Annotated in this window: 19 protein-coding genes; 6 read left to right on the plus strand and 13 right to left on the minus strand. The window is 39.2% G+C overall.

The window, feature by feature from the left end:
* Positions 1-59: 59 nt before the first annotated feature.
* The 6 genes from ACFSGI_RS03790 to ACFSGI_RS03815 form a co-directional block, all read right to left on the minus strand.
* Positions 60-1,001: a metallophosphoesterase gene (locus ACFSGI_RS03790; RefSeq protein WP_379282522.1), complete on the minus strand. Its 942-nt coding sequence runs from the start codon at positions 999-1,001 to the stop codon at positions 60-62.
* A gap of 295 nt (positions 1,002-1,296) precedes the next feature.
* Entirely contained in the window at positions 1,297-2,073 is a 777-nt protein-coding gene (locus ACFSGI_RS03795) for a DUF3891 family protein (protein WP_204826796.1), read from the minus strand.
* 69 nt (positions 2,074-2,142) lie between these two features.
* On the minus strand, positions 2,143-2,940 hold the full coding sequence (locus ACFSGI_RS03800; RefSeq protein WP_204826797.1) for an AAC(3) family N-acetyltransferase: 798 nt from the start codon (positions 2,938-2,940) through the stop codon (positions 2,143-2,145).
* A gap of 119 nt (positions 2,941-3,059) precedes the next feature.
* Positions 3,060-3,848, minus strand: a complete 789-nt coding sequence (gene sdhB, locus ACFSGI_RS03805; protein WP_204826798.1) for a succinate dehydrogenase iron-sulfur subunit — start codon at positions 3,846-3,848, stop codon at positions 3,060-3,062.
* Between the two features lie 52 nt (positions 3,849-3,900).
* Positions 3,901-5,643, minus strand: a complete 1,743-nt coding sequence (gene sdhA / locus ACFSGI_RS03810; RefSeq protein WP_204826799.1) for a succinate dehydrogenase flavoprotein subunit — start codon at positions 5,641-5,643, stop codon at positions 3,901-3,903.
* 178 nt (positions 5,644-5,821) lie between these two features.
* A complete protein-coding gene (locus tag ACFSGI_RS03815; protein WP_204826800.1) occupies positions 5,822-6,490 on the minus strand; it encodes a succinate dehydrogenase cytochrome b558 subunit in 669 nt (222 codons plus the stop codon).
* A 277-nt stretch (positions 6,491-6,767) separates the two neighbouring features.
* On the opposite strand from ACFSGI_RS03815, the gene ACFSGI_RS03820 reads away from it, so the two are divergent.
* Complete coding sequence (locus tag ACFSGI_RS03820) at positions 6,768-7,685, plus strand: LysR family transcriptional regulator (protein ID WP_204826801.1); 918 nt, start codon at positions 6,768-6,770, stop codon at positions 7,683-7,685.
* Between the two features lie 10 nt (positions 7,686-7,695).
* On the opposite strand, the gene ACFSGI_RS03825 is transcribed toward ACFSGI_RS03820, so the two are convergent.
* The gene (locus ACFSGI_RS03825; RefSeq protein ID WP_379282475.1) at positions 7,696-9,036 is read right to left on the minus strand and encodes a TrkH family potassium uptake protein; all 1,341 of its coding nucleotides are present in this window, start codon (positions 9,034-9,036) and stop codon (positions 7,696-7,698) included.
* 235 nt (positions 9,037-9,271) lie between these two features.
* Between ACFSGI_RS03825 and ACFSGI_RS03830 the strand changes: the two genes are divergently transcribed.
* Complete coding sequence (locus ACFSGI_RS03830) at positions 9,272-11,071, plus strand: CPBP family glutamic-type intramembrane protease (RefSeq protein WP_204826802.1); 1,800 nt, start codon at positions 9,272-9,274, stop codon at positions 11,069-11,071.
* A gap of 133 nt (positions 11,072-11,204) precedes the next feature.
* On the opposite strand, the gene uvrC is transcribed toward ACFSGI_RS03830, so the two are convergent.
* The 4 genes from uvrC to ACFSGI_RS03850 all read right to left on the minus strand — a co-directional run bounded on the left by uvrC (position 11,205) and on the right by ACFSGI_RS03850 (position 16,535).
* A complete protein-coding gene (gene uvrC, locus ACFSGI_RS03835; RefSeq protein WP_204826803.1) occupies positions 11,205-13,271 on the minus strand; it encodes an excinuclease ABC subunit UvrC in 2,067 nt (688 codons plus the stop codon).
* A 207-nt stretch (positions 13,272-13,478) separates the two neighbouring features.
* The gene (gene trxA / locus ACFSGI_RS03840) at positions 13,479-13,805 is read right to left on the minus strand and encodes a thioredoxin (protein WP_465264549.1); all 327 of its coding nucleotides are present in this window, start codon (positions 13,803-13,805) and stop codon (positions 13,479-13,481) included.
* Between the two features lie 175 nt (positions 13,806-13,980).
* Entirely contained in the window at positions 13,981-14,943 is a 963-nt protein-coding gene (gene dnaI, locus ACFSGI_RS03845) for a primosomal protein DnaI (protein WP_204826804.1), read from the minus strand.
* A 29-nt stretch (positions 14,944-14,972) separates the two neighbouring features.
* A complete protein-coding gene (locus tag ACFSGI_RS03850; protein ID WP_204826805.1) occupies positions 14,973-16,535 on the minus strand; it encodes a replication initiation and membrane attachment family protein in 1,563 nt (520 codons plus the stop codon).
* 320 nt (positions 16,536-16,855) lie between these two features.
* Here ACFSGI_RS03850 and hemQ point away from each other — a divergent pair, with 320 nt between their 5' ends.
* The 3 genes from hemQ (at position 16,856) to ACFSGI_RS03865 (ending at position 22,263) form a co-directional block, all read left to right on the plus strand.
* Positions 16,856-17,605, plus strand: a complete 750-nt coding sequence (gene hemQ, locus ACFSGI_RS03855) for a hydrogen peroxide-dependent heme synthase (protein WP_204826806.1) — start codon at positions 16,856-16,858, stop codon at positions 17,603-17,605.
* 318 nt (positions 17,606-17,923) lie between these two features.
* Positions 17,924-19,942: a methyl-accepting chemotaxis protein gene (locus ACFSGI_RS03860; RefSeq protein WP_204826807.1), complete on the plus strand. Its 2,019-nt coding sequence runs from the start codon at positions 17,924-17,926 to the stop codon at positions 19,940-19,942.
* Positions 19,943-20,235: 293 nt separating this feature from the next.
* Entirely contained in the window at positions 20,236-22,263 is a 2,028-nt protein-coding gene (locus tag ACFSGI_RS03865; protein ID WP_204826808.1) for a methyl-accepting chemotaxis protein, read from the plus strand.
* Between the two features lie 61 nt (positions 22,264-22,324).
* On the opposite strand, the gene ACFSGI_RS03870 is transcribed toward ACFSGI_RS03865, so the two are convergent.
* Both ACFSGI_RS03870 and ACFSGI_RS03875 read right to left on the minus strand, forming a co-directional pair.
* Positions 22,325-22,582, minus strand: coding sequence for a hypothetical protein (locus ACFSGI_RS03870; RefSeq protein WP_204826809.1), 258 nt, complete (start codon positions 22,580-22,582; stop codon positions 22,325-22,327).
* A 1-nt stretch (position 22,583) separates the two neighbouring features.
* Positions 22,584-23,777 (minus strand): NAD(P)/FAD-dependent oxidoreductase, encoded by a 1,194-nt coding sequence (locus tag ACFSGI_RS03875; protein WP_204826810.1) that lies wholly within the window; start codon positions 23,775-23,777, stop codon positions 22,584-22,586.
* Between the two features lie 564 nt (positions 23,778-24,341).
* On the opposite strand from ACFSGI_RS03875, the gene ACFSGI_RS03880 reads away from it, so the two are divergent.
* Positions 24,342-25,340 carry an NAD(P)/FAD-dependent oxidoreductase gene (locus tag ACFSGI_RS03880; RefSeq protein ID WP_069326229.1) on the plus strand — a complete coding sequence of 333 codons (999 nt, stop codon included), beginning with the start codon at positions 24,342-24,344 and terminating at the stop codon, positions 25,338-25,340.
* Positions 25,341-25,413: the final 73 nt, after the last annotated feature.

The raw sequence follows: 25,413 nt of genomic DNA on the forward strand, positions 1-25,413 counted from the left end.
TCCGCAAAATATCTTTCATTCAGCATTTGGCATTATAAATGCAACTTCTTCTACTTCCATTAACTATCTGCTCGTCTGAGCGTAAATATCGTCAATTCCGGTCGACAGAGAAAGCGAATCGGCACTTGAGACGTTCCAATACCGCGATTCACATAAAGGGGAAGCTGACGCTGTGGGCCTGCTTGATACCAGCCCATAATATATTTACGGGAGCCACGAGGTGTAATCACTGCACCAAACAATGGTAATCGAATCTGCCCTCCATGACTGTGACCTGACAATTGCAAATGAAATCCAAAATTAATCGGAATCTTATCAGCATAATCCGGTTCATGCATCAATAAAATGCGACAAGCATCTTTCCCAATATCTGCTGTAGCTTTATTCACATTAGGCTTGCCAAGTAGCTGATCATCCAGACCAATAATCGCAAGTGTTCCATCCGGTTGCTTGATCTGTACATTTTCGTTCGTTAACATTTTGAATCCGCCTTGTTCCATCATATTAGAGACAGATAGAACATCTTGCAAATAATCGTGATTTCCTAATACTGCAAATTTGCCTAAAGGAGCAGACATTTGCTGGAGTGCTGTCACTCCTGCTTGTAACGGTGTTGGATCATCGTCTACCATATCTCCTGTAAAACAAATCATATCTGGTTTTTCCGCCATAATGATATCGGCTAACTTTTCTAGATCAGATGCTTCTTTGCCCATACCTAGATGGACATCGCTAAATTGAATTAATTTCATCCCGTTTAGACTCGGTGGTAACTGAGGAAGTGGCAAATCGATATAGACTTTGTCTAGCCAATTTGGCTCTCCTAGCCACGTATATCCTGCTGTTCCCAGCCCCAAAGAAGCGACTACAATCGTGCTTCGCTTCAGAAATTGTCTACGGGTGATATCATATTTATATTTAAAATAAAAAGGAATTGTTATCGGATTATCAAGTGTATATAAAGAGTAATAGGCATTCAGGCTAAAATTCCTCCTTTGGATTCGGCTGCCCGCAGGCGGTTAAACATATTATGCTTATTGTGCCGAATCCAACAGCTATCGTCAAATTTACGATAGTACACTATCCAGTTTACACTTTAATCATAATCAAATTTTCTTTTTGAACTCGGTCGCGTTTTTACTTCCAAACGCTTAGGAATAGATATTTTGCTTTGCAAAAATCTTTTTCTTTTTGAACTCGGTCGCGTTTCTATTGCCAAACGCTTATGTAAATATGTATCTCTTAACAGGCGTACTTGTATGGTAACAACTATTAAGAGATACCACACCTCATCGATTACGATTGTGATGAGACAAATTCGATATTCCATGTTTGTTTTTCAGCATCGGCAAATGCTTGAGCAATACCGGATTGTTGGATATCTTTTTTGGTCACTTTGCGATAGACCAATTCCAGTGTGAAGGGAGCTTCAAAAGGGAATGGAGACAGACTCACGGTATGCTCATCGACCCATTTCGGCATAATCGCTTGATCGTTTGTAAACGCAAATTTTTTCCCGACTTCAAATCCTTCTTTCCACCAATCCTGTTCGTTTTCTTTACTCACTCCAGGATCATTCAAGCATACATATAAGGATAGATCATCGCATAATTCCAAGATAGATCGGTGAAATTTCAGTGCTTTTTCATTAGGGTTTAACTGCGCTTTAAGTCGCTCTTGACGTTCTTTCTCTTCTTGTACAAAAGCGATACCAAATGGATCTTCTTCACCATAATGTCCCACTAGAGCAGCATAATGATAACTGGCAAGCATCCCACCATAAGAAGTCATATTTTCCAATTCGTTAATTCCATATCTGTAAAAGACCAATTTCGCAGGTTCTGGAAAATGCATAAATGAAAATGGAATTTGCTTCGCATCGTCCCATAGCGGAATCTCATCTAAAGGAATCCAACCGCGATCATGTTGCTCACAGCCGATCAACACTTCATCCCAACGTTCATCTTGTTCGATATACTCAGGATTGAAATGACGGGCGAATTCTCCTGATAATTTGGCGTGGTCATGCTGGCGAATCATAATAAAATCATCTTCATGCTCTCTCCAAATCATAACTATTCCCCTCTCTATATAAGCGATATCTACTGTTTTCTATCAAGTACTACTTCTAATTATTTATCCTTAACGATGAGTTTCCAACCAACCTGCCGCATAATCAACCAGTCCGCGTTGCTGAATTAACAGCGTTTTAGCTTTGGCTATATATCCCTGTGTAAATAAATGCGGACAATCCTGTTCAAAATCGGCTCCAATTTCGTCAAAATCATCGGAATCAAAATTCAAATCTTTAAACTTTACCCATTGTTTACCGTCATCTGTCATCATAGGAGCTTTCATTGTAATCTCTTTTTTGCCGTTCCATTCTGCAATATATTCTGCCAAATGAATCGATGTATTCGTATGATATGTCGTTCCTAGCATCATGACATACCCGTTAGCGTTATATAAATCTTGTAAAGGAGAATGACTACCCAAGCCAAAATCAAGATCATGATCGCTCATCCATTCTTCTGCATGTTTACCCCATGCGGCAAACGATACTTGAGGATGGGCGCTACGATAGACTCCTTTTTGTTTGCGGAACGTTTCAGCGATAACGCCCATGCCTGTTGTCACTGTAAAATCAGGATCATAAGGAGGCATACTTTCGCGGATCAGATTCCACCAACGCTGTTCAGCAGGTGGATACATCCACCCTTTAGGGTCGGTTAATTGCGATGTTTGAGTAGGCATAATCAATGTCCCTGATTCTCCTAATACTGCTTCCAAAGCCAAGATAACGGTTTCAGCGCTTCCCGGAATCCAGCCGCCCAGACTTTTCAAAGAAGAATGTACAAGAATACTCATACCTTCTGTAATGCCTAATGTTTTAAATTCTTCTACTAATTGATCATAACTTATTGGTCTTTCACTGATCATTCCCATCACTCCTGTCTATCACCGGTTCAAGATAAAAGGCGGGTTTCCGCTTTTATACGGAACCCGCCTGATCAGTGGCTTACTATCAACCCGGTATGATCGTATATACGACTATACCATTATACACCCAACCACCGTTTGAACATATGCTTGGATGTTTCTTTATTCATTTCTGCAATCGAAGTAGTCAATGGAATACCTTTTGGACAAGAGCGTACACAGTTTTGCGAGTTACCGCATCCCTCGATACCACCCGGCTCCATCAATGCATCCAGACGATCTTCTTTATTCATCTCACCTGTTGGATGAGCATTGAACAGACGAACCTGAGACAATGCCGCAGGGCCGATAAAGTCTGTTTTGTCATTCACGTTCGGGCAAGCTTCTAGACATACACCACAAGTCATACATTTCGACAATTCATAAGCCCATTGACGTTTTTTCTCAGGCATACGCGGACCTGCACCCAGATCATACGTACCATCAATCGGAATCCACGCTTTTACTTTTTTCAGTGCACCGAACATACGGCTACGATCGATAACAAGATCGCGTACCACTGGGAAAGTTTTCATAGGAGCGATATGAACCGGTTGCTCTAATTTATCCACTAGAGCAGAACAAGCTTGGCGTGGCTTGCCATTGATGACCATAGAGCAAGCTCCACATACTTCTTCCAAACAGTTGGATTCCCAGCAGACAGGTGCTGTTGCTTTACCTGTGTTGTCTACAGGATTACGTTGAATCTCCATCAGCGCACTGATAACATTCATCCCTGGACGATAAGGTAATTCAAATTCTTCTGTATATGATGGGCTATCCGGCTTATCCTGACGGGTAATAATAAACTTGACGTTTTTTTTGGCCGTTACATTAGCTGGGTGACTCTGTGTTGAGACTTCCGCCATTTCTAATGCCCCCTTAAATTAATCACTTCACTTGAGATAGGTGTCATGTGTCTTAATCTTTGGAATAATCACGTATACGCGGTGGAATCAAAGATACATCCACATCTTCATATGAAATCTGTGGACCATCTGGCGTCCAAGTTGCTTTGGTCGTTTTGAGGAAATCTTCATCATTACGTGTTGGGAATTCAGGTTTATAGTGAGCTCCACGACTCTCATCACGCATTAATGCTCCAAGTGTCATTGCTTCAGACAATTCAAGCATATTCCACAATTGACGCGTAAAGGCTACGCTAGGATTATTCCAACTGGATGAATCATTCATATTGATTTTCGTATAACGTTGTTTTAGCTCTTTGATCTTGTTGATCGTTGCTTGCAACTTATCGTTATAACGAACTACCGTCATGTTGTCAGTCATCCACTCACCTAATTCTTTATGCAAGACATACGCATTTTCATTACCTTGCATATTCATCAGGTTGGTATATTTATCTTCCTGCTGTTTACGAATTTGATCGTACATCGTTGTTGGCATATCCGCAGCAGATTTTTTCAATCCTTTAATATATTCAACTGCTTTTGGCCCTGCCACCATACCACCGTAGATCGCTGATACTAATGAGTTAGCACCTAGACGATTCGCTCCATGATATTGGTACTCACATTCACCAGCAGCGAATAGACCAGGAATATTAGTCATCTGATTATAATCTACCCACATACCGCCCATTGAATAATGAACTGCCGGGAAAATTTTCATCGGAATCTTACGTGGATCATCACCCATGAATTTCTCATAGATTTCGATAATACCACCTAATTTAACATCCAGTTCTTTTGGATCTTTATGAGATAGATCCAAGTAAACCATGTTTTCACCGTTGATCCCTAATTTCTCATCTACACACACTTGGAAAATTTCACGTGTTGCAATATCGCGGGGAACGAGATTACCATAAGACGGATATTTCTCTTCCAAGAAATACCACGGTTTACCATCTTTATACGTCCAGATTCGTCCACCTTCACCACGTGCAGATTCAGACATTAGACGCAACTTGTCGTCACCTGGAATAGCTGTCGGGTGAATTTGAATAAATTCTCCATTCGCATAATGTACACCTTGTTGATACACAGCACTTGCTGCTGTTCCTGTATTAATTACCGAGTTGGTTGTTTTACCGAAAATAATACCCGGTCCACCTGTTGCCAAAATAACAGCATCTGCCGCGAACGTAACTACTTCCATGTTGCGAAGATCTTGTGCACAAATTCCACGACATGCGCCTTCATCATCCAATACAGCAGAAAGGAATTCCCAGTTCTCATGCTTGGTGACCAGACCGGCTGTTTCCCAGCGACGTACTTGCTCATCCAGTGCATACAACAATTGTTGACCTGTTGTTGCGCCTGCATAAGCGGTACGGTGAAACTTGGTTCCACCAAAACGACGGAAATCAAGCAATCCTTCTGGCGTACGGTTAAACATAACTCCCATACGGTCCATCAAGTGAATAATCCCAGGTGCTGCTTCACACATGGCTTTAACTGGTGGCTGGTTCGCTAAAAAGTCACCGCCATATACAGTATCATCAAAATGCACCCATGGTGAATCTCCTTCACCTTTTGTATTTACAGCTCCATTAATCCCGCCCTGCGCACATACGGAATGTGAACGTTTGACCGGTACCAATGAAAATAAATGTACATGAACGCCTGCTTCTGCTGCTTTGACAGTAGACATCAAGCCAGCTAGCCCACCGCCCACGACAATAATATTGGATGTTGCCATAACGATTTACCCTCCCCTTAGCCTACTAATCCTTATAACTCTTCTATCCTAAACGAACAGCAGAACGGTTCACCTGCCACCGTTCATCACGTTACATCTGTTCGACTATGAGCTGAGTGAAGCAAATATAAGGTATTACAGTATATCTATTGTGCTATGCACTGATATGACTTCATGTTTATGCTACAAAATGACGAATCGCTTGCAATGCAACCGTTGGGTCTTCAAATTCCATATTGCGGAAAGCGACAAGAGACAAAATAAACATGATCGATACGATCACAAAAAGTGTCATACATACGTATGAAGATACACGTTGTGCTCTTGGCCCTACTGTAATTCCCCAGCTTACAAGGAAAGACCATAGACCATTTGCAAAGTGGAACGAAGCTGCCAATACACCAATAGTGTAAAGTACGAAGGTTACTGGATTGGTCACGATATTGTACATCACTCCGCCTAATTGCTCATGAGTAACATTACCAAGAGCAACCTGGAAACGAGTCTCAAATACATGCCATACAATATACACGAACGTGATTACACCAGTAATCCGCTGAAGTGTATAGCGCCAGTTACGTTCATAACCGTAATTCGCATTGTTTGGCTTCGCTTGATAAGCGATATACAGACCGTAGACTCCATGATAAATCAGTGGTAAAAAGATGAATAAACTCTCCAAAACCAAAACAAGTGGCAGGTTATTCAAAAATGCCACACTTTTATCGAAGGATTCTTTTCCGCCTTCGTATGCAGAAAAGTTGGTAATCATATGCTCAATAAAAAAAGCTCCGAGCGGAATGACCCCTAATAATGAGTGTAACCTTCTGGCGTAAAACCCTTTCATGAATGACGTTCCCCTTTCATAATAAGAGCGTTTTCATAGTGACAGTCATTGGTTAATGCTGTCCCGGACGTGGATCAACGAGAGATGTTCGGACCTTCGTTAATCTCCGCGTAGGAAGTCCCCATCTTCCGTAGCTTTACAATCTGTTCACAATGCTCAAATCCTGTGAACAAGTTGTGTCACTTTTTATGTTACTCTACTTTGACTTATAATGGAATTGCAATATAATTATTAATTGTTATAACTAAAACGCATAAGAGGAAAGGATAAATTCCAGATGCTAGAAGATATTGATATATTTGCGGTCGTTGTAGAACAATCCAGTCTGAATCAAGCTTCTAAATTATTAAATTTATCTCAGCCTGCGCTGTCTCGTAAAATCTCTAAATTAGAAGAAAATCTAGGTGTCTCTCTGTTTAATCGCAATGGCAAACGACTTGAATTGACATCGATTGGACGACTTACGTATACATTTGCTTTAGAACAGCGTCAGCAGAACCTCAAGTTCCTGCAAAGCCTTAACCGCTATAAGTCTGAAGATCAGACTACAGTTACCTTTGGAGCGAGTCTGACGACCTTACAGACGACATTGCCCCCACTGGTGAGTAGCTTCACACGTAAACATCCTTATGCAGAGCTCAAATTGATTACCGGCAAAACGCACGAAATCGTCAATGCTGTACGTGATAAAAAAGTAGATGTAGGTATTGTCGCTTCGGCTATTCATGAATCCGGCCTTATTTGTGTCCCTTTATTTGACGATCATTTGGAATTAGTCGTCCCCGGTAATCATCTACTAGCAGATAAAAAAGATATCACCATGCAAGATTTGCAAGGTTTGGCTATGATTATTTTCTCAAAAGGAACATGGTATCGTAAATTAATCGATGATGTGTTTCATCGCTATACCGTTATGCCCGATCTGCGCATGGAGATTGATTCATTTGAAGCTATTGTCCGTTTATTACCTATTTGTATGGCTGCTGCATTATTACCCAAATCTTATGTGGGCGAACAGTTACTGTCAGGTAATGAGCTGGTGTCACTTCATATTCCCGAACTGGAACAGACTCGCCGTACTACCTGTCTGCTTTATAGTGAAAGTTCTGATCTAGGTTCAGCAGCCAGACAATGGATTATTGATACCAAAGAACAATTTGAAACGATGAATGATCCTATACGCTTGGATGAATAAATATACTTATCTAACCAATCATGATCTTACCTTCAGGATAACGATATAGTTCTTTATCTTGTTTGGGAGCAAGTGCCCAGACCAGTGTAATCATGCCTACCCGTCCAGCAAACATCAATAAACAGATCACTAATTTACCAGCAGTGCTTAGATTAGGTGTTAATCCAAGAGACAATCCAACGGTACCGAATGCAGAAGTGGCTTCAAATAAAACAGTTAGAAAGTCAGTCGCTTCTGTCATGGTTAGAATCATCGTCGCTACAATGACTAATGATAAAGAAAACACTGTAATCGTTAATGCTTTATAAATCCGGTCTTTGTTGATCCGAAAATAAAATAGAACAACATCTTCTTTCCCTTTGACCATACTGATTACTGCTCCAACAATCAGCAGAATAGTTGTTGTTTTGACTCCACCGGCTGTCGAACCGGGTGAACCTCCAATAAACATAAGAATAATCGTTAGAAATAGTGTAGCTTGTCTTAATTGCGTCAAATCTAGCGTATTCGCTCCTGCTGTTCTTGTTGTCACTGATTGAAATAATGAACCCCAGAACTTACCATCCCAGCTTAAGCTACCAATCGTTTTTAGGTTCGTAAATTCAAATATCAAAACCAGTACAAATCCTCCAACAAGCAAAATAGAAGTCATCCATAATACGGCTTTGGAATGTAGCGATAATTTACGATTTTTGCGGTATTCGATCAAATCAGACAATACAACAAATCCGAGTCCGCCTAATACGATCAAAGCCATAGATATGATATTGATGGCTGGATCGGATACATAGCGGGTAAAGCTACTATAATGACCAAACAAATCAAACCCGGCATTATTGAATAAAGATACTGCATGAAACACACCATAATACATCGCTTGCCTCAGCGGAAAATCTGCCATTAAGCGTAGCGTAAATAACAATGCAGCAATCAATTCAATAGCAAATGAATAATAAATCACTTTTTTTATTAAACGAACAATACCTTCCATATCTCCTTGGTTCATTGCTTCCTGCAACACCAGACGTTCTCGTAAAGAAATACGTCTTCGAAAAACCAAAGCAAATAATGTAGCAATCGTCATAAATCCTAGTCCACCGATCTGAATCAGACACATGATAACTACTTGACCAAAGGTCGAGAAAAAGGTTCCGGTATCCACAACGACTAGACCTGTTACACAAGTCGCTGATGTTGCTGTAAAAAAAGCATTCAAAAAACTTAAGCCTTTTCCACTTTGATGAGCAACAGGTAACATCAATAATAATGTTCCTAATAAAATACAGATAGCATAGCCTAAAGCAAGAATACGAGGTGGTGTCCAAACTTTTATTTTAAAACTATTTCTCAAAATGAATCCAACCTCTCTATTCTCTAAAATGTGACTTATTCAAATCTATTCACTGCTTCTGATTATAGTGGCTCTGAGAACAGACGGCTATAGCGTTTTGCAATCAAAAAAAGATTACGTTACACTAACATTTAGTAGTATCTATGCAACAAAGCTTAACTATAAAGAATTTATGTATCACAAAATATCTATCCCTCTACTAAATAGGTATTTTTAAAATTGAAGGAGGATGTTCATGAACCCCACCGGACAACCCGTCCAGCTCAGACCGAATTACAAAATTCTTGGTGTGCTTGCTGCTGTCGGACTGGTATTATTTTTACTTTTACAAGTATTCCCTTCGACCGCTTCAGACACATTAGAAGTTCAACAAGTCAATGTAATCAGCCAGGAAAAAGCGATCGACAGCGCCAAAGCTTTTGCCAGTGATACTCTGGTATTGCCGGATCTGCCTGCTCCTTCAGTCACGTATCATACGAATGCTGAATTGAGCGGTTATGTAGCCAAAGAAAAATTAACACAAACGTATATGCAAAAATTAGAAAAAGTAGCTCCTTATGATGTGTTTCGTGTTCATTATCCAGATGTAGGTACCGGGGATGCACTCGATATTGATGTACATATGAATACCGGTAAAGTGGTTGCTTTTTCTATGTATGATAACAAGACAGGCCTAGCACAACCCTTTAGTCTTGACCCTACAGCTACCACAGAAAAAGATGAATCTGTTACATTAAGCGAAAAGCAAGAACAAGCACAACCTATTTTGAAAGCATTAGGATTTGATGCTGGTCAATTAACGTTACAGACCAAAGGCAATCAACAAGACCTGCTTTATAATGCTACAGATAGCAAATTAGGAGATAGTCAATTACAGCTCAAGTTCACGTATGAATATGGACAGATTCGTTCATTCCAGCCGGTACTAACTCCGCCGGATACGTATACTGCGTATGTAAAAGAACAGACTACGTTAGCTGGTTGGTTAACAGCACTCGGTTATGGATTGTTCACGCTTGTACTTGGTGTACTGGCTATCGTATTTGGTTCATTAAAACGTAGACATACTTCATTCAAACGAGGTATCGTACTCAGTATTATCTACTGTGCTATCTCCGTGTTCAGCGTGCTCAATATGTGGCCTATTCTGGTCGATATTACACTCGGTGAATCGAACAAAATCGTTTCTTATGTCATTATTGGTCTACAATTGATCTTAAATGTACTGATGGCGATTTTACTCTACTTCTCTTTTGTGGGTGGAGATGGATTATGGAGAGAACGAGGAATCAATATCTGGCCACGTTCTAAAGAACTCGGTTATGGCAAATATGTATTGCATAGCGTAGCTGTAGGTTACTTGTATGCACTCATTTTGCTAGGGGTACAATCGATTATTTATTTGATCCTGGAAAATGCACTTGGTGTGTATTCTGCTACAGATGATACTAGCTCACCTTACAATATGATCTATCCAGCATTGTTCCCGTTATTAGCATGGATGGCAGGGATTGGCGAAGAAGCTGTTTATCGTCTATTCGGTATCGCTATGCTGAAAAAAATAGTACGTAACACTTTTGTAGCGTGCTTTATTACAACGATGATCTGGGCGCTTGGACATACATTATATCCGATCTATCCGGTATATTCCCGTCCAATTGAATTATTATTTATCGGTTTGTTGTTCAGCTTTATCTTTTTACGTTATGGCTTTATCGCGGCTGTATTCGCACACGTTATCTTTGATAGTATTTTGATGTCACTCAGTCTAATCAGTATGGGTGGAATAGTGAATGTATTGCTTGGTGCATTCTATATTGCTTTACCAGCGATTGTAGCTGTCATCATCTATACTTTTACCAAAAATAAAGGTGTCGAAAATGCTTATCCACCTTATGTACCGCCTGCACCGATTCCACAAGCTTATTATGATCCTGCACAAGGACAGCAACAGTATCCAGATCATCCACAACAATTTCAGCAATATACGAATCAAGTTCCACCGTCTGATCATGAGAATAAACCAAAAGAGTAGCCTAATGGCTACTCTTTTTTTATCCGTCTTTTGTGGATTATATTACGCTACTATTTTTATTAAATGTATAGACTTAACTTATAACGACAATACTCAGGTCTACTTTTTAATGGTATCCATATTATTGATGTCTTTACTCTTCTTTTAAAGCATCCAAAATCTGCTTCGCTAATTTATCACCGATACCCAATTGGCGGAAATCGTCTACACTGGCTTCTCTGATTTTTTTGAGTGAGCCAAAGTGCTTGAGCAATAGCTTACGACGTTTATCTCCGATCCCCGGAATACTATCCAATTGCGATGTAATCATCGATTTACCACGTTGCTCCCGGTGGAACGTAATTGCAAAGCGGTGGACTTCATCTTGAATACGTTGCAACAGATAAAATTCCTGACTATCGCGCGCTAAATTTACAGGTTCTGCGGGATCACCGACCATCAATTGAGATGTACGGTGCTTGGAGTCTTTTACGAGTCCACAGACAGGGATAAATAAACCCAATTCATTTTCCAATACATCGGTCGCCGCAGAAATCTGTCCTTTACCACCATCGACAACAATTAGATCAGGCATCGGTAAATTTTCTTTGACTACACGTTCATATCGACGACGAATAACTTCACGCATTGTTCCATAATCATCCGAACCTTCAACAGTACGGACTTTGTATTTACGATATTCTTTGCGAGCCGGCTTACCATCAATAAACACAACCATCGCCGATACAGGATTGGTTCCCTGAATATTAGAGTTATCAAAAGCTTCAATCCGTTCTAGACTTTCTAGTCCAATCGCTTGTCCTAGATTACCTGCTGCTTTGGACGTACGCTCTTCATCACGCTCGATTAGGCGGAATTTTTCATCCAGTGATACTCTAGCATTATCCTGTGCCATCGTTGTCATTTGCTTTTTGAGTCCACGACGAGGAATCAGAACTTTCACGCCCAACCATTGTTGAAGAGCGGCTGCACTGCTTGAAGGATCAGCTTGTTCGCTATTTTCAGCTTGTCCACTTTGCTTGTTAGCACTTTCTGCTACAGCATTAGCGGCTTCTGCTTGCTCAACAGACTGCTCTGTCGTATGCACCGCATAAGCTGTTCCTTCTTCTGCGACACGATCACTAGCTACTTCTGAGTCGATTTGTTCGCTGTCGCTACTATCTAATCCTACTTCTTCGGCATGATCGATAGCTTGCTCATTAACATCTGTGTCTGCATCTGCCATTATTTCTTCTACAGGCAACATAATTTCTTGAGGCATAGCAGGATTTTCACTATAATACTGCGTTACATAAGACATAAAGTCATTGTAAGGTTCTCCGTAAAAAGGAAATACCGAAGCATGACGTTCAATCATTTTACCTTGACGCATGTATAGAATCTGTACACACATCCAGCCTTTATCTACAGCAAATCCAAATACATCACGATCTTTGGCATCCGCCATCGTGATTTTTTGTTTTTCCATTAAGGCATCGATATTAATAATTTGATCGCGTAATTCTTTTGCGCGTTCAAAATACAAATCTTCTGCGGCTTCTTCCATTTTGCGTTGCAAGTCTTTTTTGATCTCTTCATGACCACCGCTCAAAAACTTGCTGATTTCTTGCTTAATTTCATCATACGATTGTTGAGGAACTTCAAATTCACAAGGTGCAAGACATTGCCCCATATGATAATACAAGCAGACTTCTTTGGGCATGACTTTACATTTACGCAATGGATACATACGATCCAACAATTTTTTGGTTTGTTGAGCGGCAAAAGCATTCGGATAAGGGCCAAAGTACTTGGCTTTATCTTTAAGAATACGTCGCGTTACTTCCAGACGCGGATGTGGCTCATTGGTAATTTTGATATACGGAAACGTTTTATCATCTTTAAGCAATACATTATATTTAGGCTGATGCGTTTTGATCAGATTACATTCCAGAATCAGAGCTTCCATATTACTTGCAGTCACAATATATTCAAAATCACGAATATCGGCAACCAGACGTTGCGTTTTACCATCGTGACTCCCTGTAAAATAAGAGCGAACCCGATTTTTGAGCACTTTCGCTTTACCTACATAAATAATAGTACCTTCACGATTTTTCATTAAATAACAACCAGATAAATCCGGTAACAATGCGAGTTTGTTGCGAATATTGTTCATCGCTTGTTCTTGTTCTTGAATAAGATCCATATGAGAGTCCATAAATCTCTCCTTTCTAACGATATAGAACAAATGTACTTTTAATACCAAGTACTTTGTACCCTAATTATACAACTAAAAAACCCCCGGTGCATGACCGGAGGTTTTACATAAGCTAGTCGTATACACTCACTTATGTCTATTGGTAACTCATAATACTTATGATAAAGATTCATGATGAGTAAATCGGCAGGATTTACGTATTACAAATTATTGATGTTTTGCAAGAATAGATTTAAGAGCATCTTTAGAGTTTAAGCCTACTACTTTATCTACAGGTTGACCATCTTTGAAGAAGATCATTGTAGGAATACTCATAACACCAAAACGTGAAGCTGTTTCAGGGTTTTCATCTACGTTTACTTTAGCGATTTTAACACTGTCGCCTACTTCTGTAGATAACTCGTCCAAGATTGGAGCAAGCATTTTACAAGGGCCACACCACGGTGCCCAGAAATCCACCAATACTGTTCCTTGTCCTTCAACTTCGTTTGTGAAAGATTGATCAGATACGTTAACGATAGCCATGTGAAATATCCTCCTTGAGTAACTTTTATTTTGAATTAATATTATTTAAACATTAAACAAGTCTCGTCATTGCTGACTCCTTTATTATAACACAACATTGGAGTTTCCGAAACAGATGTTACGATTTATTCATACTTATCTATCAATTAGTAAGTATTGTATCATAAATAACGAGAGGTGCATACTATTTATTGCTCATACCGCCTCTTTTATTTTCTCCTTCAACCCGAATCACCTTTACAAAAGGACTGATACGATTCATCAAACGTTCCCCTTTATAAAATTCTTCGCCATCTTTATTCGTAAAACTAAGATGCTTTTGCAGATCAGCCAACGAATAATTAGAAGTATAAAATGTCGGTTTGCGATTCATCCGATAATTTAAAATCGAACCCAGTACATGATCTCTTACCCATGAACTTAAATTTTCAGCACCGATATCATCGAAGATCAACAGATCGGTATGCTTCATAATATCCATCGTTTCTTTCATTCGATTGTTATCCTGAAACATCGATTTCAAGTCTTCTACAAAGTCAGGCATATAAACAATAACGCCGGTATGACCGACTTTGGCTAACTCGTGCAGTAGATAGGACGCCAAAAATGTTTTGCCTGTTCCAAATCCACCTTCTAAATACAACCCTTGTGGAGATAATCCATTTTGCTTGGTTTCACTAATATATTGAAAAATCTGTACAACTGCGGGTACACGATTCGAATCTTTAGCTACAATTTCTTTGGGATTATAACCTTCATTCAATGCGCGTTCATCAATATAAAAGCTATGAATACGCTGTTTGACCTGTTGCTCGTGTTGTCTTGTTAATTGTTTGTGACAAGGTGTTTTGCGGTCGTATAACTTGGCTCCACTTTCAGAAGGTTCTACACTCAATTTGGTGTAATGCCCTTGAAAGTCATTGGGACAGTTATCCAATCCCGGGCAGTTATCACAATGACCACGATCGCCTACATATTGATATAGCTTACTGAGGTTCGTCATGAGTTCCTGATCGGTAAGCTCTGGATGCTGTGCTCTTAATTCCAGCACAAGCGGATCACTGAGTAGACGCCCGGCAATCTTTTGTGATTCTTCCCGAAAGCGCGGACTTTTCATCTGCCGTAACAGATCACCGAGGGATTCCATGGCAGTTTGCCCCTTCCTTTTGCGTTAACTCAACTATTGGTTTTTTGGACACGATCTTGTCCAGATTGCATTTGTTCAGCAAGTCGCATCGCTTCTGCTATTTCTTCATCAGATACGATACTACTACCTTCGCGTGCGCTTTTGACAATCGGAATCTCCGGCTTGGCATTAGCTGCTCTATTATATGTTCGTGTATTGGTACGTTTGTTACCGCCTGTTGCTCCACCTTTGGCTTGTAGCTTCGCTTGATCGCTGATTTTGAGATCGAGCTTGTTTTGCTCTCTAACATAACGAACAGCTTTTTCATACGTATCGACTTGTTGATTAAGCATATTAGTCACTACCCAATCGACAAATTTACTACTCAAGCGTTCACCCGGTTGAGACATTTTGATCGCCAGCAAGTAATGTATCAGTACATTAACCACTTCTTCAGACAATTTATAATTAATATCGACATGTTCGAATATATCATTCACACTGTTAGGCACACTACCTGGATAAAACATTTCCAGAACGCGTGTATAAGGTTCATTGCGTAGAATTGTATTATATTGATGAATATCGCATTTGCTTGTAAATTGACGCGGTACTTCCAGATAATACTCCATTTCAACTGCATATTCTACAGGTAAATCTTGAGATTCTTCTTTTTTCTCTTCTCGAAGCGAGATTACTTTGGCTTCATGAATCTGTCGTTCTTCCTGACGCTTTTTGCCTTGACGGAATTGCAGATTAGCACGACGTTGAATTTCATCTTCTGCCAGTTCACCATTGGTATCAAATACGCCATCTTCATCGAGCATCCGGCAAATATCTTGAATATCCAGACGATATTTGTAAGCGATATAACTCAGTACATTCATCTGTTCTGGTAAAAAGCGTAACTTTTCGACATAGATACGATTACGCGATCCACGCGGGAAATAGCGAATAATATCTGCATAGTTAATCAGATCATCTTCACTTAGCTTCGGCTGACTGCTACGCTGTTGCGCGCTTACTTCTGTCAACGCCTGTTCTAATTCATAATCGATCACATGTGTATTCAATTCAAAAATATCATAGAACGGTTGTGAAATATTTTCTTTCTGAACCGTGTTGTCACCCCAACCATCCGGTTCTTTGGCTAAAAAGCGTTCGCGCAAAGATAACACCGCAAATTTGCCCATTTTGTCTCGTAGCAACAATGTTAAATGTTGTGTTCGGAAAAATTCACTTGGTGATAGCGGCTGTTGTAATTCATATTCATATATATAATCATCCTGATCAGGGAAATATACTCGGTTGGTCTGCAATAACCCAACAGCTTCTAATAACGAAGTCTGTTCTACCAAAAATTTACGTCCATGTTCCCCCGGTTCAAGCCCTAACGTTAAAAATAATCGACGCTGTTGTTCTATCGGGGAATAGCCTACTTGCTGTGCTTCGACATGCTCACACAATAATCGATATACACTAATCGCAAAAGCCCCTGTTAACGGTTGATAAACTAGACTGAGCATCCGTTCATCCAGCGCACCTATACCAAATTCGCGGTACACGCAATATCGGTGATTTTCGGTAAAATGAAGTAGATTCTTAATGCGCATGATCCGCCCCCTCTCTTTTTGCTCCTGTGCATGCGGAATTCTATTCTAACACAAATTTTGAAATTTCAATGCTGAAAAGAAAGGTGAATTTGGAACATAAACACCTTCGATCTCCATAACAATCATCCTTTTGCGCCATTACGCTAGAAATGAATATATTTTAGAGATTGTTCTATTCTTCTACATAATTATGATGAAGCAACCATGAACAGACTGTGAAGTCAATTGCTCTGTGCAGACTCCTTCGGTTACAATAGATCAAGATGTGTAAGTATAATCATGAATAACAATAGTTTCCACTAATATATAGGAGTGATTTTATGAATGAAGCAGTAGCTACGCTTGAAGGCTGGTATGCACTACATGATTTTCGTACGATTGATTGGCATGCCTGGAAAGCCGCAGACGATGAAGAACGTGCAGGTGCGATCGATGAATTGAACGCTCTTATTCATGATTGGCAAGCTGTTAGCAATGACGGTAGCGGTAGTACAGTTCTTTATACAGTCGTTGGACAAAAAGCTGACTTTATGATGATGCACTTACGTGAAACATTGGAAGATTTGAATGCGATTGAAAATGAATTTAACAAAACAACGTTCGCTAGTTTTACCAAAAAATCATATTCGTATGTGAGCATTGTAGAACTTAGTAGCTATATGGCTAGCCATGTAGAAGGCGATCCGATGGAGAATCCACATATTCTTGCCCGCCTAAAACCAGCTTTACCGGATTCTCGTTATATCTGTTTCTATCCGATGAACAAAACTCGTAATCTAGGCGACAACTGGTATATGCTTCCGATGGATGAACGTCGTGAAATGATTCGTAGTCATGGATTGATAGGACGCAGTTATGCAGGTAAAGTCAAACAAATCATTACCGGCTCTGTTGGACTGGATGATTGGGAATGGGGCGTAACGTTATTTGCAGACGATGCTCTTCAATTTAAAAAATTAGTATACGAAATGCGCTTTGATGAAGCAAGTGCTCGTTTTGGAGAATTTGGTTCATTTTATGTAGGTAGCATCTTAGATACAGATAAATTTGAAGAAATGCTCAAACTTTAATCTCTTTTACGTTTGATTTGGATACCAATTAGTTACCAATCATAAACAGAATATCTACTCAAAAACCTCTGCGTTGTCTTACTGACTACCTTATGCAGAGGTTTTTTTGTTGTTTATATTTTGCATACAATAGCTTGTTTATACATTCATGTTCTATTAGTACTTGAGACTCAATAATAAGAAAAATAATTTCTTATTTATATATCTTTTTGTCGAAACATATACATAAATACAGAAGAATTGACGATATAAACAACAATTAAGGGCTCAAAGTCGCATAACATCATTTGCATAGTGGCATAGAAAAGAGGGGTACTTATGACGTTAAAAGTCAAATTGATTCTATTAGTAATGGCGACTGCTATTCTAATTGCTGTCCCTATTGGATGGTCAGCACTGTATATTATCAAAAATCAAGCTACAAAATCAGTCAATACCACACTTCAAAATACAGTGTCTCAAGCAGTCACACAAGTCGATGGTTGGATTAATACCAACAGTAAAGTAATCGAAACCCTCGGCTCTGTTATCAATGCAACAGTGCCACTCAATCAAATCACCTTACAACATCTACAAGTCTTTAAAGATGCTTCAAATGCGAAAAGTATATCAGATATTTATTTTGGACTTGAAAATGGCAAATTTGTCGATGGAAGTGAATGGGTTCCTGACGCTGGTTATGATGCTAGGCAACGTCCGTGGTATCAAAAAGCCAAAGAAACTAATGCGTTATCTATTAGCGATCCTTATTTAGATGCAACAACAGATGGTTACGCAATCTCTATTGCAACACCACTAAAAAACAATCAGGGCAATTTTGCAGGTGTATTGTCTGAAGATATCTTGTTATCAACGATTACAGATTATATTAACAATATCAAAATTAGCGGTGGTTTTACCTTTTTATTAGATCAACATGGTAATGTGATGTCTCATCCTAATGCGGATTTTATTAATAAACCTCTTAAAGATCAAGCCGATTATAGCGCTATTGCAGATACGTTGCTAAGTCAAAATTCAGGTAGTACCGAGTACACCTATAAAGGTGATCCTCAATTACTCTATTACAGTAAAATTCCAGGTACCAATTGGATTGTTGCTTCTTCCACTTCTAAAAAATTAGCTTTTGCAGAATACACACAATTACGCAATCAATATACGATTGCTATTATCATACTAACGTTACTATTTGTTGCTTTTGCTTTCTGGGTAGCTGTTCGTATCGTCAAACCTATTGTCTTTTTGAAAAAAAGTGCTCAACAATTAGCTGAAGGTGATCTTACTGTTCATGTTCCAGTTAAAGGCAAAGATGAAGTGGCTCAACTAGCCACTGCTTTTAATACGATGTCTGCTGCTCTTCGTCACTTGATTCAAACGGTATCGCAGTCTGCTCATGGAGTAAATACAGCTTCTTCTGAAATGTATCGTAATGCTTCTAATTCAGGAGATATCGCTGGACAGATTTCTACCGTTATCGAAGAAATTGCTCGCGGTGCTGTCGAACAGGCCGAATCGATTCAATCCGGTGCTGAAATGGTGATGACGATGACCAATTCTTTAGACAAAGTATCTAGCAGTGCAGAGCAAGCTGCTCATATGATCACTCAAGTGAATGAAGCTATGAATCGCGGTACCGAAGCTATCAGTCAACAGACCGCGTTGTCTCAAGCCGGGCAAGCTTCCACTCGACGCGTAGAAGATTCTAATGCAATTTTGATCCAGAAATTAGATGAAATTGCTCAGATTACAAACGTGATTCGCGAAATCAGTAGCCAGACCAATCTATTATCGCTTAATGCTGCAATCGAAGCAGCACGTGCAGGCGAACATGGTGCAGGATTCGCTGTTGTCGCCAGTGAAGTTCGTAAGCTAGCCGAGCAAGCTGCTCATTCCGCTTCCGATATTGATGCGTTACTTATTCAATTAAATGAAGCAGGCAAACAAAGTTCACTAGAATTATCTTCATTCCGCGATACGACAGTGCAACAGCAACAATCTGTTAATGAAACTAAAAACTCTTTTGAACATATTCGTCAATCGGTAGATGATATTATTTCACGTATCGGTCATGTGTCAGAAGGAATCACTACACTCAAGTCTAATGCTAATCAAGTATCTGATGTCATTACTGGACTTGCAGCAGTATCTGAACAAAGTGCCGCTTCTACAGAGCAAGCAGCTTCTTCAACCGTAGAACAAACGCAATCGATTACCAGTATTTCGACTTCATCCAAACAATTGTCTGAAAGTGCCAACCATTTACTACAAGAAATCGGACAGTTTAAAATCGAAGATTCTTCAGCTACAACTCCGACTTTTACCAATAATAAGCAATAATTGTATATCCCAAAAAAAAGCTATGTTCTTTTATAAAGAGCATAGCTTTTTTTGTTATATATTTATTCATTAATTCTTCATCTTATATTTAATATTTTATTCCATTTGCGAAATGAAACATTTATTTTTAGGACTAAAGAATCATTATTGTGACAGATATATTAAAAATAAAGAAAATTATTGTCGGAAAAGGTAATTAATTAAAGTTTGGATGACGATATAAAGAACAAGCAACTAGATGATATCCAGACTTGTTCGTTATTTTTATATATGTATAGAAAAGAGGAGTATATATGACTTTAAAAGTAAAATTGATTTTGCTTGTTATAGCCACTGCTATTTTGATTGCTGTTCCTGTGGGTTGGTCTGCTCTATACATTATCAAAAAACAAGCCACTCAATCGGTAGATGCCGATGTCAAAAAAACAGTAACTCAAGGTGTTACACAAATCAATGGTTGGATTAATACGAATAGTAAAGTAGTAGAAACACTAGCTTCGTTAATCAACAGCACTGTTCCTCTAGATCAAATTACATTAAAACATCTGCAAGTTTTTAAAGATGAGAGTAACGCAAAAAGTATTTCAGATATTTATTTCTCGTTAGAAGATGGTACTTTTCTGGATGGTAGCGATTGGGTTGCTCCCGCAGGTTATGATGCTCGAACAAGACCATGGTATCAAGAAACTAAAAAAGCCAACAAACTATTTATCAGTGCTCCTTATGAAGATGCTGGTACCAAAACATATAAAGCGATCTTTATTGGTGCTCCTCTGAAAGACCCTCAAGGCAACTTTGCTGGTGTAATCGCGGAAGATATTTTATTATCTACGATTACTAGCTATATCGATACGCTTAAAACAAATAACGGTTTTACCTTTTTGATCGATCCCAATGGAAATGTAATGTCTCACCCTGATGCTTCTTTTGTTAACAAACCACTTAAAGATCAAGCCGATTATGCCAATATAGCCGATACTCTACTTAGTCAAAATTCAGGAAGCGTTGAATATAGTTACAAAGGCGATCCTCAATTACTGTATTATGAAAAAATTCCAGGAATCAATTGGATTGTTGCTTCTTCTACTTCTAAAAAACTAGCTTTTGCTGAATACACACAATTACGTAATCAATATACGATAGTTATTATCGCCCTTACTTTATTGTTCGCTTTGTTAGCTTTCTGGGTAGCTGTTCGTATCGTTAAACCGATTATCCTTCTGAAGAAAAGCGCTCAACAATTAGCTGAAGGCGACTTAACAGTGATTGTACCTGTTAAAGGCAAAGATGAAATTGCTCAGTTAGGCACTGCTTTTAATACGATGTCGACCGCTTTACGTAACTTAATTCAGACTGTGTCTCAATCAGCGGTAGGTGTCAATCAAGCATCTACTGAAATGTATCGTAATGCTACCAATTCAGGCGATATCGCAGGTCAAATTTCTACTGTTATTGAAGAAATTGCTCGTGGCGCAGGCGATCAAGCCGAATCGATCCAATCCGGTGCTGAAATGGTGATGGATATGACAGGTTCTCTGGAAAAAGTAGCTGCCAGTGCTAATGAAGCTTCGCATATGATCAGTGAAGTGAATGATGCGATGCAGCGTGGTACACAAGCGATCTCTCAACAAACATCATTAGCGCAAGCCGGACAAGAATCTACTCAACGGGTAGAAGCTTCTAATGCTATTTTATTGAACAAATTAGATGAAATCGCTCAGATAACGAATGTGATTCGCGAAATCAGTAATCAAACTAATCTTTTATCTCTTAATGCTGCGATTGAAGCTGCACGTGCCGGTGAACATGGAGCAGGATTCGCTGTTGTTGCCAGTGAAGTGCGTAAGCTAGCTGAACAAGCTTCTCATTCCGCTTCTGATATTGATGCACTATTAATTCAATTAAACGAAGCAGGTAAACAAAGTTCACTTGAATTATCTTCGTTCCGTCATACGACTGTTCAACAGCAACAATCTGTCGATGAGACTAAAGATTCTTTTGAACAAATTCGCTCATCGGTAGACGGTATTATTTCACAGATCGCTCATGTATCGGATGGAGTCACTTCTCTAAAATCAAGTGCTAACCAAGTATCTGATGTAATTACAGGGCTTGCGGCTGTATCCGAACAAAGTGCTGCTGCTACAGAAGAAGCCGCTTCTTCTACAATCGAACAGACTCAATCGATTGCAAGTATCTCTACTTCATCCAAACACCTGTCTGAAAGTGCAGATCATTTATTAAAAGAAATCGGACAATTCAAAATTCAAGCAGATGCTCCTACTCCTTCCGCTACAACAAAGCACAACAATGCCTCTTAATACACAACACAAAAAGCCAGGTTCCTTATAAAGGACCTGGCTTTTTGATGAGCATTTCAAATTAGACTTCTTCAGACAAATCTTGATCACGTTCTAATGATGCTAGATATTCCTGATCATCACGATCTCGTGCACGACTTTTGTCTTTCAAACGTTCGATCGCTGGTAAGATTAGAATATCGATTTCTTTTTGGATAGGATAAGCAAGATCATAACGACCCTGCTCTTCCAAAAATCCACCGACTTCAATCAATCCATTATACCGATCCAGCTCTTCACGCGTAAGAAGCCCACGTACCTGAACGCTACAGTGACGCATCTTATAAGAATTTTCCTTTTTTCATTACAAGCGATACGCCGCCAATAATAAATAGGTAACGAATATCGATCACTTTTTTCAATTGAGCAGCAACGAAACCTTTCAATTTGCGATCTCCAACAACACCTACTGCTTCGCCTTTACCAAGCGATGCTACAGTACCTTTGTTGCTGAATACAAATTTCTTAGGTTGTTGTCCACGAATAGCAGCTACGATGTTTTGTGCACAAAGTACACCTTGTTGCATCGAAATTTGCGCTGTAGGTGGGTAAGGACGACCTTCTGCATTAAACATCAACGAGCTATCGCCAATGATGTATACATTTTCGTATCCTGGTGCACGCAAGTATTCGTCGATTTTAACGCGTCCACGCATAGCTTCAAATCCAGCTTGCTCAACAAGACGGTTACCGCGGATACCACCTGTCCATACGACAGTGTTTGCATGGATTTTTTCAGAATTTTCACCAACGATAACACCGTCAGTTAGACATTCTTTGATCGCAACACCAATTTTGAATGTTACGCCTTTATTTTGTAGAACTTTCATAGCATACTCAACCAATTCAGGATCGAAACCTGGCAATGCTGTTGGAGCTGCTTCTACATTGTACAATTTAACTTCAGAACGGCTAATACCATGAGTTCTGCACAATTCTTGTAGACGATCAGACAATTCACCAACAAACTCGATACCTGTGAAACCTGCGCCACCGACTACGAAAGTCAAACGCTCTGGTTTTTTATCTACTTTGTAAGCTGTAAATTGAGCTTCAATGTGATCACGGATTTTACGTACAGAGTTGATACTGCGAATCGTCATCGCATTTTCAAGCATACCTGGGATACCGAAAGTTTCTGGTTCGCCACCTAGGCAAATGATCAAGTGATCATAAGACAATGTTCCGTCTTCCAAAATAACTTTTTTCTCTTGCGGGATGATTTCTTGTACATTCGATTTAACAACATCGATTTTGAACTCATCCACTAATTTGGAAATTTGCTCACGCGCATTATCCAATTTGTCTGTACCTGCTGCTGGCATGTGCAAGTGTGTTGTAAAGTAATGATAGTCATGGCGGTTAACCAAAGTTACGTCAGCCTCATTATAGTTCAGTTCTTTTTGCAAACGTTGTGCAGCAAGAATACCTGCATAACCTGCGCCCAAAATAACAATTTTAGGAATGCTACTCATATTCATTTTCCCCTTCCAATGATTCACTTAGAATGTATTTCATTGAAGTACATCGCCTACATTAATACTTGGTAAAGATCATTAACAATAGACTTTGCACTGAAACGATAAAATCAGTTAAAATAGTTGATACCCATATATAACCATGATTGCTCTGTATACCTTCATAAAATTGTGAAAATATACACAACAGTAGACAAATGATTACATTCATCATAAAAGCGCAATAGGATATGTCACATTATATTGTACTCTTTCTAGCGGATATGTTCAAAAAAATTTACGTTTTCTGAAAAAAATGTTCTATTTTCGTCACATGACATCATTAGCCCAACTGAAATGATATCTATTTTTCTTTAAAATATCAAGAGTAAATTTAATTTTTTATCTATCTTTTTATATATTTTTATGCATTAGAAAGATGCGGTTTATTTATTTTTTGTTTACTTTTATAGATTGCGATAAGATGGATACGAGCGGTTTGGAGAATTGTCGTTTTAAAAATATTCTCTTTATGATATATAATTGGGTAAGATCGAACTAATTTACGGAGGTGCTTGTGAAGTGTCATCTACAACAAACAACGAACTAAGCGATATTATTATTATTGGTGGAGGGCCTGCCGGGATGTTTGCTGCTTTTTATGGCGGTATGCGTCAAGCGTCAGTGAAACTAATTGAAAGTATGCCTCAACTTGGCGGACAATTAGCTGCCCTTTATCCTGAAAAATATATTTATGATGTAGCAGGATTTCCGAAAATCACAGCCCAAGAGCTAGTGAACAACTTACAACAACAGATGAATCATTTTGATTCTGATATTCGTTTGGAAGAAAAAGTACTTAATGTAGAAAAGAAAGCAGATCGTCACTTTGTCGTCACTACCGATAAAGGTACACATGAAAGTAAAGCGGTGATTATTACAGCAGGCGTAGGCGCATTTGAACCTCGTCGTCTAGATTTACCAAATGCTAGCCACTTTGAGAAAACCAATCTGCATTACTTTGTGAGCGATTTGAGCCGTTTTGCAGGTAAAAAAGTATTGATCAGTGGTGGAGGCGATTCCGCTGTCGACTGGGCGCTTATGATCGAACCGATCGCGGCTGAAGTATACTTGATCCATCGCCGTGACAAATTCCGCGCTCATGAACATAGTGTAGAGAACTTGAATGCTTCTGGCGTCAAAATCATTACACCGACAGAAATTACAGAATTGCACGGTGAAGACACGATAGAGCGTGTGACTCTTTCTCATGTCAAAACAAAAGAAACTCAAGAAATCGAAGTTGATGATGTTATTGTTAACTTTGGCTTTATCTCTTCACTTGGTCCTATCGCTGAATGGGGTATTGAGATCAATAGCAACTCTATTGTAGTCGATTCTCGTATGGAGACGAATGTAGAAGGCATCTTTGCTGCTGGAGATATCACCACTTACCCTGGTAAGCTTAAATTGATTGCTGTTGGTTTCGGTGAAGCACCTACCGCTATCAATAATGCTAAAGTATATGTTGATCCTGATGCGAAATTGTCTCCAGGACACAGTAGTAATATGAAAATGTAGTCTCATTTTATCAATGCTCTTTTCTTCATTGGATCAGGAATCCGTTGAAGAAAAGAGCTTTTTGTTGTGGTTT

Source organism: Paenibacillus nicotianae, from assembly GCF_042681745.1.
GTDB lineage: Bacteria > Bacillota > Bacilli > Paenibacillales > Paenibacillaceae > Saccharibacillus > Saccharibacillus nicotianae.